The organism is Altericroceibacterium indicum, from assembly GCF_009828105.1.
Taxonomy (GTDB): Bacteria; Pseudomonadota; Alphaproteobacteria; order Sphingomonadales; family Sphingomonadaceae; genus Altericroceibacterium; species Altericroceibacterium indicum.
Genome location: NZ_WTYQ01000003.1, coordinates 85,937 through 102,712 on the forward strand (window position 1 = coordinate 85,937; position 16,776 = coordinate 102,712).

19 protein-coding genes and 1 tRNA gene are annotated in these 16,776 nt (G+C 55.6%); 7 read left to right on the forward strand and 13 right to left on the reverse strand.

Features of this window, described 5'->3' with window-relative positions:
* Nucleotides 1-8: 8 nt before the first annotated feature.
* Nucleotides 9-956: a calcium/sodium antiporter gene (locus GRI39_RS08860; RefSeq protein ID WP_160739365.1), complete on the reverse strand. Its 948-nt coding sequence runs from the start codon at nucleotides 954-956 to the stop codon at nucleotides 9-11.
* A complete protein-coding gene (gene nhaA, locus GRI39_RS08865) occupies nucleotides 953-2,140 on the reverse strand; it encodes a Na+/H+ antiporter NhaA (RefSeq protein ID WP_160739713.1) in 1,188 nt (395 codons plus the stop codon). Before nhaA ends, GRI39_RS08860 begins: the two co-directional genes overlap by 4 nt.
* Nucleotides 2,141-2,486: 346 nt before the next feature.
* Between nhaA and GRI39_RS08870 the strand changes: the two genes are divergently transcribed.
* The 3 genes from GRI39_RS08870 (at nucleotide 2,487) to rplA (ending at nucleotide 4,711) form a co-directional block, all read left to right on the forward strand.
* On the forward strand, nucleotides 2,487-3,398 hold the full coding sequence (locus tag GRI39_RS08870) for a hydrogen peroxide-inducible genes activator (protein WP_160739366.1): 912 nt from the start codon (nucleotides 2,487-2,489) through the stop codon (nucleotides 3,396-3,398).
* A gap of 172 nt (nucleotides 3,399-3,570) precedes the next feature.
* Nucleotides 3,571-4,002 carry a 50S ribosomal protein L11 gene (gene rplK, locus GRI39_RS08875; RefSeq protein ID WP_160739367.1) on the forward strand — a complete coding sequence of 144 codons (432 nt, stop codon included), beginning with the start codon at nucleotides 3,571-3,573 and terminating at the stop codon, nucleotides 4,000-4,002.
* A gap of 4 nt (nucleotides 4,003-4,006) precedes the next feature.
* Nucleotides 4,007-4,711, forward strand: a complete 705-nt coding sequence (gene rplA, locus GRI39_RS08880; RefSeq protein ID WP_160739368.1) for a 50S ribosomal protein L1 — start codon at nucleotides 4,007-4,009, stop codon at nucleotides 4,709-4,711.
* Nucleotides 4,712-4,929: 218 nt separating this feature from the next.
* Here the strand turns inward: rplA and GRI39_RS08885 are convergent, their stop codons facing one another.
* The 5 genes from GRI39_RS08885 to GRI39_RS08905 all read right to left on the reverse strand — a co-directional run bounded on the left by GRI39_RS08885 (nucleotide 4,930) and on the right by GRI39_RS08905 (nucleotide 9,493).
* On the reverse strand, nucleotides 4,930-5,904 hold the full coding sequence (locus tag GRI39_RS08885) for a DUF8021 domain-containing protein (protein ID WP_160739369.1): 975 nt from the start codon (nucleotides 5,902-5,904) through the stop codon (nucleotides 4,930-4,932).
* Nucleotides 5,905-5,967: 63 nt separating this feature from the next.
* Nucleotides 5,968-6,729 carry a competence/damage-inducible protein A gene (locus GRI39_RS08890; RefSeq protein WP_160739370.1) on the reverse strand — a complete coding sequence of 254 codons (762 nt, stop codon included), beginning with the start codon at nucleotides 6,727-6,729 and terminating at the stop codon, nucleotides 5,968-5,970.
* Between the two features lie 95 nt (nucleotides 6,730-6,824).
* Entirely contained in the window at nucleotides 6,825-7,688 is an 864-nt protein-coding gene (folD, locus tag GRI39_RS08895) for a bifunctional methylenetetrahydrofolate dehydrogenase/methenyltetrahydrofolate cyclohydrolase FolD (RefSeq protein ID WP_160739371.1), read from the reverse strand.
* A 16-nt stretch (nucleotides 7,689-7,704) separates the two neighbouring features.
* Entirely contained in the window at nucleotides 7,705-8,559 is an 855-nt protein-coding gene (purU, locus tag GRI39_RS08900) for a formyltetrahydrofolate deformylase (protein ID WP_343033319.1), read from the reverse strand.
* Nucleotides 8,560-8,620: 61 nt separating this feature from the next.
* The gene (locus GRI39_RS08905) at nucleotides 8,621-9,493 is read right to left on the reverse strand and encodes a methylenetetrahydrofolate reductase (protein ID WP_160739373.1); all 873 of its coding nucleotides are present in this window, start codon (nucleotides 9,491-9,493) and stop codon (nucleotides 8,621-8,623) included.
* Between the two features lie 132 nt (nucleotides 9,494-9,625).
* Between GRI39_RS08905 and GRI39_RS08910 the strand changes: the two genes are divergently transcribed.
* Both GRI39_RS08910 and desA read left to right on the forward strand, forming a co-directional pair.
* Nucleotides 9,626-10,318, forward strand: coding sequence for an alpha/beta fold hydrolase (locus GRI39_RS08910; RefSeq protein ID WP_160739374.1), 693 nt, complete (start codon nucleotides 9,626-9,628; stop codon nucleotides 10,316-10,318).
* A gap of 41 nt (nucleotides 10,319-10,359) precedes the next feature.
* Nucleotides 10,360-11,763 (forward strand): syringate O-demethylase, encoded by a 1,404-nt coding sequence (gene desA / locus GRI39_RS08915; protein ID WP_160739375.1) that lies wholly within the window; start codon nucleotides 10,360-10,362, stop codon nucleotides 11,761-11,763.
* Nucleotides 11,764-11,939: 176 nt separating this feature from the next.
* Here desA and nusG read toward each other — a convergent pair whose 3' ends face one another.
* Both nusG and secE read right to left on the reverse strand, forming a co-directional pair.
* A complete protein-coding gene (gene nusG, locus GRI39_RS08920; protein ID WP_160739376.1) occupies nucleotides 11,940-12,476 on the reverse strand; it encodes a transcription termination/antitermination protein NusG in 537 nt (178 codons plus the stop codon).
* A gap of 32 nt (nucleotides 12,477-12,508) precedes the next feature.
* Entirely contained in the window at nucleotides 12,509-12,703 is a 195-nt protein-coding gene (gene secE / locus GRI39_RS08925) for a preprotein translocase subunit SecE (protein ID WP_160739377.1), read from the reverse strand.
* Between the two features lie 272 nt (nucleotides 12,704-12,975).
* Here secE and GRI39_RS08930 point away from each other — a divergent pair, with 272 nt between their 5' ends.
* Complete coding sequence (locus tag GRI39_RS08930; RefSeq protein ID WP_160739378.1) at nucleotides 12,976-14,520, forward strand: amino acid carrier protein; 1,545 nt, start codon at nucleotides 12,976-12,978, stop codon at nucleotides 14,518-14,520.
* 77 nt (nucleotides 14,521-14,597) lie between these two features.
* On the opposite strand, the gene GRI39_RS14390 is transcribed toward GRI39_RS08930, so the two are convergent.
* Together GRI39_RS14390 and GRI39_RS08935 are read right to left on the reverse strand one after the other, a co-directional pair.
* Nucleotides 14,598-14,747, reverse strand: a complete 150-nt coding sequence (locus GRI39_RS14390; RefSeq protein ID WP_170324285.1) for a hypothetical protein — start codon at nucleotides 14,745-14,747, stop codon at nucleotides 14,598-14,600.
* 194 nt (nucleotides 14,748-14,941) lie between these two features.
* Nucleotides 14,942-15,017, reverse strand: a tRNA-Trp gene (locus GRI39_RS08935).
* Nucleotides 15,018-15,165: 148 nt separating this feature from the next.
* Between GRI39_RS08935 and aat the strand changes: the two genes are divergently transcribed.
* The gene (aat, locus tag GRI39_RS08940) at nucleotides 15,166-15,861 is read left to right on the forward strand and encodes a leucyl/phenylalanyl-tRNA--protein transferase (RefSeq protein ID WP_170324286.1); all 696 of its coding nucleotides are present in this window, start codon (nucleotides 15,166-15,168) and stop codon (nucleotides 15,859-15,861) included.
* Here aat and GRI39_RS08945 read toward each other — a convergent pair.
* Together GRI39_RS08945 and GRI39_RS08950 are read right to left on the reverse strand one after the other, a co-directional pair.
* Entirely contained in the window at nucleotides 15,786-16,331 is a 546-nt protein-coding gene (locus GRI39_RS08945; RefSeq protein ID WP_160739379.1) for a DUF2155 domain-containing protein, read from the reverse strand. The two genes, aat and GRI39_RS08945, sit on opposite strands and share 76 nt — an antisense overlap.
* Before the next feature lie 2 nt (nucleotides 16,332-16,333).
* The gene (locus GRI39_RS08950; RefSeq protein ID WP_160739380.1) at nucleotides 16,334-16,732 is read right to left on the reverse strand and encodes an NADH:ubiquinone oxidoreductase subunit NDUFA12; all 399 of its coding nucleotides are present in this window, start codon (nucleotides 16,730-16,732) and stop codon (nucleotides 16,334-16,336) included.
* Nucleotides 16,733-16,776 lie beyond the last annotated feature (44 nt).

A 16,776-nucleotide genomic window follows, 5' to 3' on the forward strand; every position in this document is an offset into this window, starting at 1 on the left:
CAGGCCCATCAGGCCATCGCCACCAACGCGCCAAGATAGGCAAGATACAGCACGGTAAAGAATCCGCCCAGCACACGCCCGATGCCCTTGGCAAAGGCGGCAATCAAGGCAATGGCCACAGCGCTCATCACCATCAGCGGAATATCCAGCGTCAACATGGTGCGCGGAATCGCCACGGGGGACATCATCATGGTCGCCCCGCCGATACCGAGGATATTATAAAGGTTGGAGCCAAGCACATTGCCCAGCGCCACGCCGGATTGGCCTCGCCATGCCGCGATGGCTGATGTCACCAATTCAGGCAAGGATGTGCCAATCGCCACGACGGTCAAGCCAATCAGCGTTTCAGACATACCGAACGCGCGTGACAAGTCGATTGCCCCCGACACCAGAAACCGCCCGCCCACGAGCAGAATCGCCAGGCCAACAGCGGTTTGAACCATTGGCTTTCCCCAGCCTGCCGGTGGCGGACCAGACGCCTCTTCTGGCACCTCGGATGCCGTCTCTGTGCCCCGGTCCGTCCAATAGCGACTGACGATATAGGCGATCAGCAACAGCACGAGTGCAAGCCCGATGAGAACATGCGCGACCCCGGACCATGCCAGAACCAATAGCACAACACTGGCCGCCAGAACCACCATCGGATCGCGCCGATCCCCCTTGCCGCTCAGCACAATGGGGGCCACCATAGCTGCCACCCCGAGGACCAGTAAGCTATTGGCGATGTTCGAACCGACAATATTGCCCCAGGCAATATCCGGCGATCCGGCGCGTGCGGCTTCAACGCTGGTCACCAGTTCGGGCATGGATGTGCCAAAGCCGATAACCACCAACCCGATCAGGAGCGGCTGAAGGCCGGCCTTTTGCGCCAGACCTACTCCGCCCCGAACCAGAAATTCACCGCCAATGGCAAGCGCTGCAAGGCCGCCCAAAACGCATATTATAGAAAATATCACGCGGTGGCTTCACTCTGCTTAGAGTCACCTTTGACCGGAGGCAGTTTCACTGTCTGACGGCGCAGCAGCAAGAAGCCGCCCACCGCAGACAGGATTGAACCACTCAGCACACCGACCTTGACCATCGAAAGCTGCTCAGGATCAGAAAATGCGAGGTTGCCGATAAACAGGCTCATGGTGAAACCAATCCCGGCGATCAGCGAAAGCCCATGGACCTGCTTCCAGCTGGTGCTTGGCGGAAGGCTCGCCCAGCCCATCTTCACGGCGGCCCATGCGAAGCCGAAAATGCCGAGTTGCTTGCCGACAATAAGACCCAGCGCGATGCCCAAAGGCAGCGGCGCGACAAAGGAGGACAGCTCTATCCCTGCCAGTGATACACCCGCATTGGCAAAAGCGAAGACCGGCACCACGAGAAAAGTAACCCAAGGGTGAAGCGCATGCTCCATCCGTTCGAGCGGCTTCTGCCCTCGGGCCGTAATGGGCACAGTCAGTGCAGCAGCCACACCTGCCAGCGTGGCATGAATACCTGATTTCAGTACGAATACCCACAGGATCAGGCCCAGCACCACGTAAGGCCAGTTCCGCGCCATACCCATGCGGCTCATCAGCGCCATCACAGCAAAAACAGCAACAGCCCCGCCGAACATCGCCGCATCAAAGCCATGGCTATAGAATATGGCGATAATCAAAATCGCGCCGATATCATCAATCACCGCAATCGCCAGCAGCAAGGCTTTCAACGCCACCGGCACCCGATCACCCAACAGGGCAAGGATACCCAGCGCAAAGGCAATATCGGTCGCGGCAGGAATGGCCCAGCCATTGAGATTCTCCGGCGTACCGAAATTGAGCCCCAGAAAGATCAATGCTGGAATGGCCATCCCGCCAACCGCTGCAAACAGCGGCAGGGATGCCTGTTGCAGACTGGATAGCTGACCTGTCAGCACTTCGCGCTTCACTTCCAGCCCGACAACAAAGAAGAACAGCGCCATCAGCCCGTCATTGATCCACAGGATCAGTTCCTTGTCGATCGCAAAGCCACCAAAACTCACGGCTAGCTTGGTATCAAGCCAACCAACATAGTCACCGGCCAGTGGTGAATTGGCTACGATCAGCGCAAGCGCCGCCGCGATCATCAGGAAAATGCCACCGGCACTTTCATCGTCCAGAAACTCTTTCAGCATCGGTGCTAGACGATCGGGCAAACGCGCCTCCTATTCAGATGAGTATGGGATAAAAAAAGCGGCGCACGGAGGTACGAGGGGTCAGGGGGGCCTCCGTGCGCCGCTGTCATGGCCAGCAATAAGCTGACAGGCAGCTGGCCACTGTAAAAGGGCTGATTGAGACAGGGAACACCATGGTGCATATGATCGCCGACTATGTCCTTGCGAATATTTTGCACCTGCGGCCCTTCTGCAGCTCTTGGATAGGATAATGGGGTATGCTGGGTAATACTGCCAATTGAAAGATAGGGTTCCCACCGATAGGCATAGACTATCAGAAGCATGGCAGATGCTCTAAGGAACCACCATGCCTACCCTGCGCCAATTGGAATATCTGGTTGCGATTGCCGATACGCAGCATTTTGGCCGTGCGGCGATTGCGGCCAATGTCTCTCAACCAACACTAAGCCAGCAATTGCGCAACCTGGAAGTGCGGCTAGGCGTGACTCTGGTGGAGCGGGGAACCACACCGATCCAGCTCACCCCAGTAGGACGCGAAATCACCGATCGTGCACGCCAGATGGTTGTGCAGGTAGACGACATCAGGGCGCTTGCTCAGCGCAGCATTTCAGGCGTGGCTGGCACCATCCGCTTTGGCGTCACCCCCACGCTCGGCCCCTATCTCATGCCCGCAGTGATCGCCGGAATGAATCGCACCTATCCCGATCTGCGCCTCCTCATTCGGGAAGGCATTCCGGATGAACAATTGGCAGAATTGCGCCGGGGCGCGCTCGACATGGTGCTGGCACCCATGCCTATTGGCGGAACCGACCTTCATATAGAGCCGCTGTTCCGCGAGGCGCTGCATCTGGTGGCTGCCAGCGATGATGCCCTATGCCAGAAAAACCCGCTTCGGCCTGAAGATCTCGCCGGGCAGCCGGTACTGAGCCTTGACCCGCGCCATCATTTTCATCGTCAAACCCGTGCGATCTGCGCCGAACTGAAGGCCGACCTGCTGGATGATTATGAAGGCACCAGTCTGGACAGCCTGCGCCAGATGGCAGGTTCCGGCCTTGGGCTGGCCGTTCTGCCCGAACTCTACCTGCGCTCAGAGGCGGGCGGTGAAGCCACGATCCGCAGGCTGGCCATCACTGGCTGGTCCGCCACACGGTCCTTGGCAGCGGTTTGGCGCGAGGGCGCTGCCTTTAGCGAAAGCTACCAACTGATCGCAGAAGCGACCGCAACAGAAGCACGGCGCATCATGGAAAGTTGCCAGTAGAATGGCAGCAAACGGGCAGACCGCTTGCTTTTGCGTCCATTTCTGCTAAGCGCGCCCCTTCCCAAGCAAATACGAGGGAATCCGTGCGGGAGGAGACATCTCGAGTCTCTGCCTGACCGCTCAACATGAGGGTTGGCATTCGCCCGCCCGACAGTGTGAAAAGGAGTGGCCCGTGGCCAAAAAAATTACTGGTTATATCAAATTGCAGGTGCCTGCCGGCACTGCAAACCCTTCACCGCCAATCGGCCCGGCACTGGGTCAGCGCGGCGTGAACATCATGGAATTCTGCAAGGCCTTCAACGCCTCCACGCAGGAAATGGAAAAGGGCGCTCCGATTCCGACGGTTATCACCGTTTATGCGGATCGTTCTTTCACTTTCGTCACCAAGACGCCTCCTGCAAGCTTCCTGATCAAGAAGGCTGCTAATCTGAAGTCCGGTTCCAAGGAACCTGGCAAGATTTCTGCCGGAACGATCAAGCGTTCGCAGCTCTCTGAAATCGCGCAGACGAAAATGCCCGATCTCAATGCGAACGACATCGAAGCAGCAACGAAGATCATCGAAGGCTCCGCTCGCGCGATGGGTCTCGAAGTGGTGGAGGGCTGAGAACATGGCCAAGCAAACCAAAAAGCAGAAGATGCTCGCCGAAAAGCTCCCTAACGCTGAAAAGCTGTACGGTTTCGACGAAGCTCTCAAGACGCTCCGTGAAATTTCCGAAACCACCAAGTTCGACGAAACTCTTGAAGTTGCGATGAACCTCGGTGTTGATCCACGTCACGCTGACCAGATGGTCCGTGGCATGGTTTCCCTGCCATCGGGCACGGGTAAGGAAGTCAAGGTTGCGGTCTTCGCTCGTGGCGACAATGCCGATAAGGCACTGGCCGCTGGTGCCGACAAGGTCGGTGCTGAAGATCTCATGGAAGACATGCAGAACGGCAATCTCGATTATGACCGCGTGATCGCCACGCCGGACATGATGGGCATTGTTGGCCGTCTCGGTAAGCTGCTCGGCCCTAAGGGTCTGATGCCTAACCCGAAGCTCGGCACTGTGACGCCTAACGTGGAACAGGCCATCAAGGACGCCAAGGGCGGCCAGGTCGAATTCCGCGTTGAAAAAGCTGGTATCATCCATTCCGGCCTCGGCAAGCTGTCTTTCACCGATGAACAGCTCAAGACCAACTTCGACGCTTTCACGAATGCGATCGCCAAGGCCAAGCCAGCAGGCGCCAAGGGCAAGTACATCCGCAAGGTGTCGCTCAGCTCCTCAATGGGCCCAGGCCTTCAGATCGACGCAGCGGAAGTCGAAGGCGCGTAAGATCACGCCAACGATCCGAACAGATCACCAAGAGGGGTGGGAAGGCAACTTCCCGCCCTTTTTGTTTGGGCGGGACACTCCTCAACAAACCACTTTCCTACACATGCCTCTTGAGCATAGCTTCGCTTCGTTCCTTGAAATCTGTGAAGTACTCCAGAGCAGCGCTTAGAAAAGTACCCTCAGCACGTGTTGGGTTAACCAACACGCCTCAAGCCAGATTAACGGATGTCATGCGCGGCAAGTGGCCATGCTGGTTCGGTCCCATAGGGAACGGGCGTCATCAATGCTTCAATCCGGGTGAACAGCCCTTTCTCAATGCGAAAGACTTCGGCAATCATCCATGTAAAAGGGCGGTCCAGCCCTCCACTTACTGCCTGACCATTGGCCAGACGATAATCGCGCACCGTGCCGCTATGATCGAAAAAAGCATAGGTAAAAACGCAAGCTCTCTCCTCATCCACAATCGGAAAACGGCGATGACGAATGCGGTCCACAAAAGCAAAGAAGCCCGTCTCGAACTGTTCTTTTGCCGACATGGTGAGGAAGTTCCAGCTATAGGGTGACTGCCCGGCTCTGCTGTCAGGATCATGCCCACTGGCCTTATCCGCCAGCTTTTCTGCTTCACGCCGGTCAATCGGCGCAGTGGCCAGATAACCATTTTCGATACGAATACAGTCTTCAGCGAAAGGGTAGTCACCCTTGCCATCGTTCTTTTCCAGCCCGGTGAAATAGAGATTGGCAATCTGCCGCAATTCGTCACGGGAAAGACGCTCATTTTCAGGAATAGCTTCAAACCATCGCAAATCTGGCTTGGCTGATTCATTCAGCTTTTCCGCACCATCTGCCATCAGGCCCTTCGCACCGCCAATATCAGGCCGGGCAATGATGGCTTCAATTTCGCTGATAACACCTTTTTCCAACCGCAGACGCAGGTTGAGGATAGAGCGCGTCTTTCCTTCACGGATGGTCACAAAGCTGGCCATCTGGCCGGTTTTGCTATCCGCAATATCGTGACGATATGGCCCGAAGCCATCCATTGTCGCCCATGCACCTTCGCCCATCGGCAAGGCAATGCCATTTTCTGTGTAACGCGCTGTCTGGCTTAATGGTGCTAAGGACGGATCACCTGCCACCATGGCAGATAGTAGCCTATCCATCTGGCTGGCCAGATCCGTGCGAGTGTAAAGCTCCATAACCCCTCCTCTTTTTGCCACTGGGCCAGAGAAAGAGTGTGAAGGCAAGTGTTTAGCGCGCTATCAAATCCCGCCGGGCGTGAAGTCATACCCAGCCGTGGCGAGACCATCGCACAGCGTGTCCACGGCACTTTGCAGCTCTGCTTCGTCGGTGGAGCGGATAACGAAATTCGCACCGCTCTTCCCTTCCCGATAGAAGGGGTAGCTGCCGATCTGGCACTTTGAATGCGCTTTCTCAATTTCGCGCAGCATGTCGGCCACTTCGCTTTCGGCAATCCAGCAGCCAATGGTTTCGGCCAGCAGCGGAGCGCCGCCTTCAAGCATTCCTGTCAAAGCGTCGAGCATTCCGGCAGTGATATGCGGGACCCCTGCCATCAGATAGACATTGCCGATCTGGATACCCGGCGCGCCGGACATGCGGTTGGGGATGAGTTTGGCCCCTTCCGGTGTCCGCGCCATCCGCAGCCGCGCTTCGGTGAGCCCACCGCGTGTGGTGTAATAGTCTTCCAGAATGGCGCGCGCTTCTGGGTGGATGATAACCGGAAGATCCAAGGCCTGCGCAATGGCATCCACGGTAATGTCATCATGGGTCGGGCCGATCCCGCCCGTGGTGAAGCAATAATCATTCCGTTCACGCAGAATGTTCACGGCTTCTCCGATGGCATCCATATCATCAGCCACCACGCGCACTTCGCGTAAGCGGATGCCCTGAACCTGCAGCCAGGTCGCAAGCTGGGCGATGTTCTTATCATGCGTTCGGCCGGAGAGGATTTCATCGCCGATCACGATCAATGCGGCGGTCCAGATGCGATCTGCTTTGCTCATGGGAACAGCTTTAGGGCAATTGAAAAACTTACGCCACAGCACTTTGTGCGCTGCAACCAGAAAAGCCGGACAATCTGCCCGGCCTTTCCTAAAGATCACTTCTTTTCGAGGGCTTCTGCCGCCTGCACTGTATTGGCAAGAAGGCAGGCAATGGTCATCGGCCCCACACCACCCGGAACCGGTGTGACCGCCTTGGCGTGCTGAACTTCATCAAAGGCGACATCACCCACCAGCTTGTCCTTGCCGCTTTCACCCTTGATACGGGTAATGCCGACATCGATGATGACCGCACCTTCCTTCACCCAATACCCCTTCACCAATCTCGGCGCACCGGCTGCAGCGATGATGATATCGGCCTTGCGGCAAATATCGGGCAGGTTCTTGGTTTCAATGTGAGTCACAGTCACCGTCGCCTCACGCTCCAGCAGGAGCATGGCAATCGGTTTACCGACGATGTTGGACTTGCCGATCACAACCGCGTCCAGCCCGGTCAGATCGTCGATCACCGTATCGAGTAACTTCATCACACCCAACGGGGTGCACGGGACTAGCCCTCCGGTCCCGGTAGACAAGCGCCCTACATTGACCGGGCAAAAGCCATCCACATCCTTGGCAGGATTGATCGCCCCCAGAACGGCGCCTTCCTCAATATGCGCTGGCAAAGGAACCTGAACCAGAATGCCATGGACATTCGGATCAATATTGAGCCGAGTGATCAGCGTTAGCAGATCATCCTGACTGGTTTCTGCAGGCAGGCGGTGTTCATAAGAGCGAATGCCGACCTTGGCACTCTTTTTGATCTTATGCGCCACATAGACTTCGCTGGCCGGGTCATTGCCCACCAGCACAACGGCGAGGCCTGGAGCCTGACCATTGCGGGCAGCGAAAGCTTCCACTTTCGCCGCCGTTTCGTCTTCGATCTGCGCCGCTACAGCGCGGCCATCGATCTTGTCCGCCATGCCTTGTCAGGCCTCCTCAGGATTCAAATACAACGGTGCGAGCACCGTTCAGGAATACACGATCTTCCAGATGTGCCTTCACCGCCTTGGCGAGCACCCGACGTTCCACATCGCGGCCTTTGGCCACAAGCTGATCAGGCGTTTCACGATGGCTGCAAATGGCCACGTCCTGCGCGATGATCGGACCTTCATCGAGGTCTTCGGTCACATAATGGCTGGTCGCACCAATCATCTTCACGCCACGCTTATAGGCCTGATGGTAAGGCTTGGCACCCTTGAAGCCGGGCAGGAAGGAATGGTGAATATTAATGCAGCGGCCATTGAGGAAGCTCGCCATATCGTCAGACAGAATCTGCATATAGCGCGCCAGAACCACGAGATCAGCGCCGGTTTCGGTGACAACCTGCTTGATCTGGGCTTCTTGCTGCGGCTTCGTGTCCTTGGTGATCGGGAAGTGATGATAAGGAATATCACCTATCAGCGAGGTGGTGAGCACTTCACGTGGGTGGTTGTTGATAATCGCAACCACTTCCATGTTAATTTCACCAATACGCATCCGGTAAAGCAAGTCACCCAATGCATGGTCGAATTTCGAAACCATCAACACGACCTTGGGCATGTAACCCGGTTCGCGCAGGCTCCATTTCATGCTGTGCTCATCCGCGATGGCCTGGAAATCGGCACGAACCTTCGCAGGATCAGCAGAGCCGCAGTCGAACTCGGCGCGCATGAAGAAATTGCCGCTGATCGGATCAGCATATTGCTGCAAGTCCGTGATATCTGCGCCATGCCCAGCCAGATAGGCCGACACCAGTGCGACCAGTCCAGACTGGTTCTTGCAGGACAATGCCAGCGTACTTGTGTTGCTCACCAATTCTCTCCTTGATGTAATTATATCAAGCGGCGGCGCATTTCTGCGCGCGCCCGCTCTATCAACTATGCTTTGCGTCGTAATCGTTGATCCATTCAGCCGAAGCCTTGAGACTGCCGAACGGATAGAAGTGCAAGCGAACACGGCCATGTTCAGGGGTCAGGCCACGTTCCAGCGATTCCACCAATTTGTCCGGGCCGGCCTTGCCGATGAGATTGGTCAACGAAACGCCATATTTCTTCATGACATTGGCCGAAGCCCCCACACCGCAGCGTTTGGCAAAACCGATCAGGCGCTTGATGCCGGCAGGGCCGGGAACGCCAATACGGACCGGCGTATCAATACCGCGGTCACGCATCTCCTTGATCCAGCCCAGAATCGCTTCATCGTCAAAGGCAAACTGCGTCACGATCAGCGGGGTGATATTACGCGCACGTAAAGCGGCAATCTTGCGCTCCATCCACACCCACAAATCGTCTTTGGAAACATTCGGATGGCCTTCAGGGTGCCCGCCAATGCCAGCAGCTTCGATGCCGTATTTTTCCAGCAAGCCAGACTCTATGATCTGCAGCGAATCTTCATACGGGCCTTCTGCCTGTGGCGGATCGCCAGCAATCATAAAGACGCGCTTCACACCTGCTTCGCTTGTCACACGGGACAGCAGATTTTCGAGAACTTCTGTCGATTCGAGACGGCGAGCCGAAAGATGCGGCATAGGCTCGAAACCCAATTCCCGAACCAGCTTGGCGGCGGCAATCCGGTCTTCCATTTCCTCGCCGGGAAGGAATGTAACGGCAATCGGTGTGCCCGGGCGGATCAACGGTGCGGCCTCACGCAGATGATCCATTTCCTTGGCAGTCATCTCCAAAGAATATCCATCGACCATGTTGCTGGCGGGCTTCTCCCAATCCGGGTGAATGGCGGCATATGACATCGCTACAATCTCCTCTCGCGTGGGTAGCGGATAGCTTCCCCACGTTCTTGCGGAAACCCCCTAGCGCAATCGGTTTTCTTCGTATAGACGAAACTTTCATACAGGCGAACTGATCTGAGCAATTGGATTCATATGATACTTTTTCTTCCCGGACTGATTTGTGACTCAAGGATTTTCGCTCCGCAGCTGGAGGCGTTTCCTGATTCGCACGCCGTGGACGGATATGGTCTGGCCGATAATTTCGAAGACATGGCCCGTGTTGCACTCGATCAGGCACCAGCCGAATTTGATCTGTTCGGGCACTCCATGGGTGCCCGTATTGCTCTGGAAGTCTACCGTCTCGCACCCGAACGAGTACGCCGGCTCGCTTTGGTCAGCACAGGTGTGCATCCGGTTAAGGAGGGAGAGCCCGCCAAACGGGCCAGACTCCAGAAGCTCGGCCACGATCAGGGCTTTGCGGCACTGGTCGATGAGTGGCTCTCACCGATGATCGCCGAACCCAATCGCCGCAATAGCGCGATGGTTGCTGAATTGCGGCAGATGTGCCTCGAACAGGGGCAGGAGATGTTTGACGCGCATGTCCACGCACTTTTGAGCCGCGAAGGCCGCCACGATCTCTTGCCGCAGATCACCTGCCCAACGCTGGTTATGGTCGGTGAACTGGACGCATGGAGCTCGGCCGAACAGCATCAAGCTTTCGCCAAGGCCATTCCCAATGCCGAACTCGTGATCGTTCCAGGCGCAGGACACATGATTCTGCATGAAGCGCCCGAAGCAGTGAATCACGCGATCCGAAACTGGCTGGAAATGCCAGCTTCGCACTGATTTTTTTAATTCTAACCCAAACCCTCAGGAGAGGATTTCCAATGAGTGAACAGACCCTTCAACAGAAGCTGGATGCAGCCGGTGACCTCGTCACGTTCCTGCGTAATCAGCAGACCGGTCCTAACGTATATCCCGGCGTTCCGGCCGAATATTCAAACTGGCGCAATGAACAGCGCGGCTGGGCCAAAACCGCAGTTCTGTTCAACCAGTCCTACCACATGGTTGAACTTTACGTTTCCGGCCCGGATGCGGAAAAGCTCCTGTGCTACCTTGGCATCAACAGCTTCAAGAACTTCCCGGTCGACAAGGCAAAGCAGTGGGTGCCTGTGACACCTGATGGCTATGTCATTGGTGACGTGATTCTCTTCCACCTTGAAGAAGATGTCTACAGCCTCGTAGGCCGCGCTCCGGCGATTGAATGGCTCGAATTCCACGCTGAAACCGGTGATTGGGACGTGAAGGTCGAACGTGATGAACGTTGGGCCATGCGCAACGATGGCAAGCGCAAAAACTATCGCTTCCAGCTCCAGGGCCCGAATGCGATGAAGGTTCTGGAAAAGGCGATGGGCACCACCCCGCCAGATCTCAAATTCTTCAACATGGCAACCATCAGCATTGGCGGCAAAGATGTCCGCGCTCTGCGTCATGGTATGGCTGGCCAGCCCGGTTATGAATTGTTCGGCCCATGGGCGGACTATGAAGCGGTACATTCTGCGCTTGTTGAAGCTGGTAAGGATTTCGGCCTCACCCTGGTTGGCGGCCGCGCTTATTCTTCCAACACGCTTGAATCCGGCTGGGTTCCGTCACCTCTGCCAGCACTTTACACCGGCAATGACCCCATGCTCGTCGCTTTCCGCAAATGGGCCTCTGGCAAGTCCTATGAAGGCATGTGCTCCATCGGTGGCTCCTATGTGCCTGAAACCGTGGATGGTTATTATCTGACGCCATGGGATCTGGGCTATGGCATCATGCTGAAGTTCGACCATGACTTTGTCGGCCGTGAAGCGCTTGAAAAGATGAAGGACCAGAAGCACAAACAGAAGGTCACTCTGGCGCTCGACAATGAAGATGTAATGCGCGTGATGAGCTCTGCCCTGATGCGCGGCGATCGTGCAAAGTACATGGAATTTCCAAGCGCGGTCTATTCCATGCACCCGTTCGATGAAGTGAAGTGCGACGGCAAGGTCATCGGTGTTTCCACCTGGATCGGCTACAGTTCCAACGAAGGCAAGATGCTCGCCATTGCGATGATCGACCCTGATTATGCTGAATTCGGCAAGACCGTTCAGCTTGTTTGGGGTGAGCCTGATGGCGGCACCTCCAAGCCAACTGTCGAGCCACATGTGCAGACCGAAATCAGTGCCATTGTCTCTCCGGTTCCCTATTCGGAAGTGGCACGCGATGCCTATGCCGATAGCTGGCGCCAGAAGGGCAAGGGCCAGTAACACCTGAAGCGATACGCAAGAAAAGGCGGTCACCTCACAGTGGCCGCCTTTTTTGGTTCAAAACCATGTTGTTCCACAAGGCAGACATAAGAAACGCCGCATAAGCGGCGCCTCTTTCAGATCATATTGCTGCGCAAAGACACAGAGCATGAAGCCCTGTGCCCATTCCGGCAAAATTACTTGGCCAGTTCGACCTGTTCGAAGTCGAGTTCCACTGGGGTCGCACGGCCGAAGATCGACACGGAAACCTTGACCTTGTTCTTGTCGAAATCCAGTTCTTCAACCACGCCGTTGAAGCTGGCAAATGGCCCATCCAGAACCTTGACCTGATCACCGATTTCGTAATCGACATCGACATGGCGCTTGGGCTGAGAAGCTGCTTCTTCAGCCGCACCGAAGTAACGCGATGCGTCGCGCTCGGAAATGGCTTGCGGCTTATTGTTGTTACCCAGAAAGCCAGTGACCTTGGGCGTGTTTTTGACGAGGTGATACACATCGTCATTCATCCGCAGCTTAGCCAAAACGTAGCCTGGCATAGTCTTGCGTTCATTCTGAACTTTTTTGCCGCGCTTGATTTCGGTCACCGTCTCAGACGGAACCTGAATATCTTCAACCGCTTCGGACAGGCCAAGCCGTTCGGCCTCAGCGATAATCGAATCGCGAACCTTGTTCTCGAAGCCGGAATAAGCGTGGATGATGTACCAGCGTGCCATATTGCAAATCCGTTAGTAGAAGAGACTGCCGATCAAACCAGCGTCAAAAGCCAGCGAACGACGGCACCGAAAAGCGTATCAATACCAAGGAAGAAAACTGACAGAATCACCATCAGAATGAATACGAAAATCGCCGTAGTCACGGTTTCCTGGCGTGTCGGCCACACCACCTTGGAAGCTTCAGCGCGAACCTGACGGATAAATTCGCCGGGGCTGGTTTTGGCCATTACGATTCGACCTCTTGAAAAATTCTTGTGTCATTCCCGGTAAAGGGTCCGCGCCGTCCCGATCTGGATATGATCGGGAGGAGGCTTACTTCTCCGATGTCGGAATTGATTAGCCATGTAGCGAGCACCTCAGCTGAAAGCAAGTCCTGCCCCTACGCGTATGAATGCTTCACACATTGCCATCTTGTTTCAAACGCAACTGTGCTGTTAAACGGTATACAACATCTTTACGATGCTGAATCTCCGGAAGAATTAGAGGGGGACTAACCCGGGTGTCATCTCAAGAACCAGCGGTCGGCCTTATCGACCATATCACCAATGTTTCTGACTTTATCTGGGCAGGGCAATGGAATGGGCAGGAATTGCTCCCTTTCCCTCCCATGACCATTATTTTGCTGGGCATTGGCCTGTGGATCATGGTTGGCCTGCGGTTTTATCCCATTGTCAAATTAGGCAGTGCCTTTGCAGGCCTGTTCAAAGGACGCAAAAGTGCAGGGGCCGGGGAAATCTCCCCTTTTGCCGCTCTCTCCACCGCACTTTCCGGGCAAGTCGGAACAGGGAATCTGGCAGGCGTGGCGACAGCCATCGCATTAGGCGGCCCTGGCGCGATATTCTGGATGTGGATAACAGCGCTGTTCGGCATGGCACTAGGCTTTGCCGAGGGTGCCCTTGCCATCCGTTACCGTGAACGCACGACCGATAACGTCTATCGTGGCGGGCCGATGAGTTACATAATGCGCGGGCTCGGCCCCAAATGGACATGGCTGGCGATTGTATTTTGCATCGGCACTTTGTTCTCGGCGCTTGTGACCGGCAACTCTATCCAGTCCAATGAAATGGCCAGTGGCCTCAACGAATTGTTCGGGATTGATCGCTGGGTTGGTGGGATGATTACCGCCATCGCCGTTTTCGTGGTGATTATTGGTGGCATTAAATCCATCGGTGTCGTTGCCGAGAAGGTCGTCCCTTTCATGGCGGCCGCCTATATCGCCATGGCCTTCATCGCCCTGATGATTAATCTTCCTGACATTCCTGAGACTTTCTCACGGATTTTCGCTGGCGCGTTTAACCTGCAAAGCGCCACGGGTGGCTTTGCCGGTGCGGCCTTGATTATGGCTATTCGGGCAGGTGTTGCCCGTGGGCTTTTCTCCAACGAAGCGGGTCAGGGCTCCACCCCGATTGCCCATGCCGTTGCGCAGACCAATGACCCTGAACAGCAAGGTCGCATGGCCATGCTGGGTACGTTCATTGATACTATCGTGATCTGCACCATGACCGCACTGGTTATCCTGACCGTTGAGGGCAACTTCACCCACACTCTCGCCGATGGCACGGTCGAAAATGTTCGCCATGTCTGGCAATCCGATCTTGGCACCACAGCACAGTCAGGCTTTGTGACCACATCCGGTGCTTTTGCTGCGGCCTTCCCGTTCCAACTGATAGGCATTCCGGTCGGCACCCTGATTGCGAGTGTCGCGCTGATCCTGTTCGTCTTCACGACGATCCTGACATGGTCTTATTATGGTGAGCGCGCGATCACCTTCATCTATGATCGCATTCCAGGGTCGACGCCGAGGGGTGAAAAGATCCTTCACAACATCTGGCGGGTCATCTGGTGCATCGGCGTCTATGTCGGCGCGACACAGCCCTCTCAGCTTGTTTGGCGGTTGGGGGATATTTCAAACGCTTCAATGGCCTTGCCCAACCTTCTGGCCTTGCTGCTGCTCTCAGGCGTGGTCTTCAAGCTCGCCCGCGGGGATAAGACTGCTGGCCCTGACTTTGTTGAGGACGAAACATCAAAGCCCACACTTCACTGATCAATTTCACATGACGCATTAAAAAGGGCCGTTTCGAAATTTCGAAGCGGCCCTTTATTTTGGAATGAGCATTATTTTTACGCTCGGCCGAGCAAACGAGCCACCCAACCGCGTTCTTCCATCGGGCGGATCGCGCCATGGGTCATAAAGCGTTGACTTGCGTCACGATGGGGCCGGGGGACAGTCCAGCCATCGGGGCGACTGCTACGAAAACTAAGACTAGACATTGAGCACCTCACAAGCAGTTTTTGCGTTCTGGCGCTAATAATGCCCGGTTCGGCGCAGGAGTTCCGTCATACTATCTGATTTTTAGAAGCAAACCGCTGCTTTGCACTGCGTTGCCTAGGGAAACTGCGGGAGTTCCCAGTTTACAAAAATTTAAATTATACTGAGAAATCGGTCGAATTATATTCGACTTACCTGGCAGGAGCGGAGGGACTCGAACCCACGGCCCTCGGTTTTGGAGACCGATGCTCTACCAACTGAGCTACGCTCCTGCAGGTGGGAGGCTCCTATCGCCAAGGTTCGACAATGGCAAGGACGAAGGCATGATTCCTTGCCATGAATCGTAAATTGGTGACCCCGCTGTCGAAATTCAGCATCATCAGAAGACGAAGTCATCACCTTTTGATAAACCAGCCAACAATGCATATGCCCCGGCCATCCGTGATTCCTTCCGAAATGTTGCTGCTTGCCTACCGCAGCGGCATTTTCCCGATGGCCGATAGCAGAGACGATCCGGAGATTTACTGGGTTGAGCCTAAAAAACGCGCAATATTGCCACTGGATGGTTTTCACTGCTCCAGATCCTTGCGTAAGATTTTACGCCAGGATCGCTTTACCGTGAAATGCGATACGGCCTTCATGGAAGTGATGGAGGCTTGCGCCGCCCCTCGCCCCGATCACCCGGAAAGCTGGATCAATAGCTCCATCAAAATGAGCTACGATGCTCTCCACACCAATGGCCATGCCCATTCAATCGAATGCTGGGACGGCAATCATCTGGTAGGAGGTCTCTACGGCGTTTCGTTTGACAAGGTGTTCTGCGGTGAAAGCATGTTCAGCCGGGCAGACAATTCGTCGAAAGTCGCCCTGGCATGGCTTGTGGCCAGCATGAGACGTGCTGGCTTTGTGTTGCTCGACTGCCAGTTCATGACGGATCACCTATCGACAATGGGGGCGATCGAAATCCGTCAGAAGTCTTATATTCAGCTATTGGATGCAGCGGGCGAAAGCGGAGAGCAGGCTGATCTGCTTGCTGGATTTCAATCTTTGGTAGATGAAGCCGCAGCTTCCTCGCCAGGGAAGCTCATTGCGCAATCTTTCACCCAAACATCATAGATCGGGTGCTGGACGACATTGAGGCTGGGGGAGTTCTTAAACAGCCAGCCGGAAAAGACGCGATGCCATTCAGGCTTCGAATTGTCCGCATTGCGCCCTTTAACAATCACCTGAACAAACGCGCCGGTTTCCTGCGTGGCTTCCCATGGGGCTGTCTTTTCGCACGTCGCCAAGCGAATCACCACATCACCCACCCGCTTCGTTTCACCGGGCTTCATTTCGATGTCTTGCGTAAGGTTGTTACGCTTGTTCAAAAGCCCAAGCGTCGCCACTCTTTGTTCGCGCGGAGTGCCAGCACCTTCCTGATCTTCAGTACCGGCCTGAGGTACCTTTAGAGGCTCCTTGGCCAATTCTTCAGGCACTTTGGTATCTACCGGCGCAGGTTCAGGTGCTTCTCCGCTACAAGCAGCAAGCAAGAAAAAAGCCGGCAGAATCGCTGCCGCTGTAAAAGGCGCAAAAGCGCGCTTCATAATCAGGCGTCCGGTGTCCAGGCTTCGTAATCGCCCGTAGCACGCGCGCGCTTACCGCCCTGCTCCAGCGCGCCTTTGGGGCGATAGGCGGACAAGGTGCCGGTTGCATTGGGGGTGTAATCCACTTCCCAGATCTTTGGCGGAGGCAAATGGCTTTCCGGCAAATCATCATAGGAATGGTGCAGCCAGCCATGCCACTCTGCTGGCACACGGCTCGCATCATTTGCCCCAGCATATATCACCCAACGCCGTTCACGCCCGCGCGCGTCCGGCTTCTTTGAGCGGAAATAGCGGTTCCCTTGCGCGTCGGTGCCAACGTGCTTGCCGTTACGCGAAGACCAAAGTGAGGTGCCGATTGTGGCACCATCCCACCAGGTGAAGATTTTCGACAGGATTCCCATGGCCAGCGCGTTAGCCCCAATCGGCCTTCGGGTGCAAGCGGGCG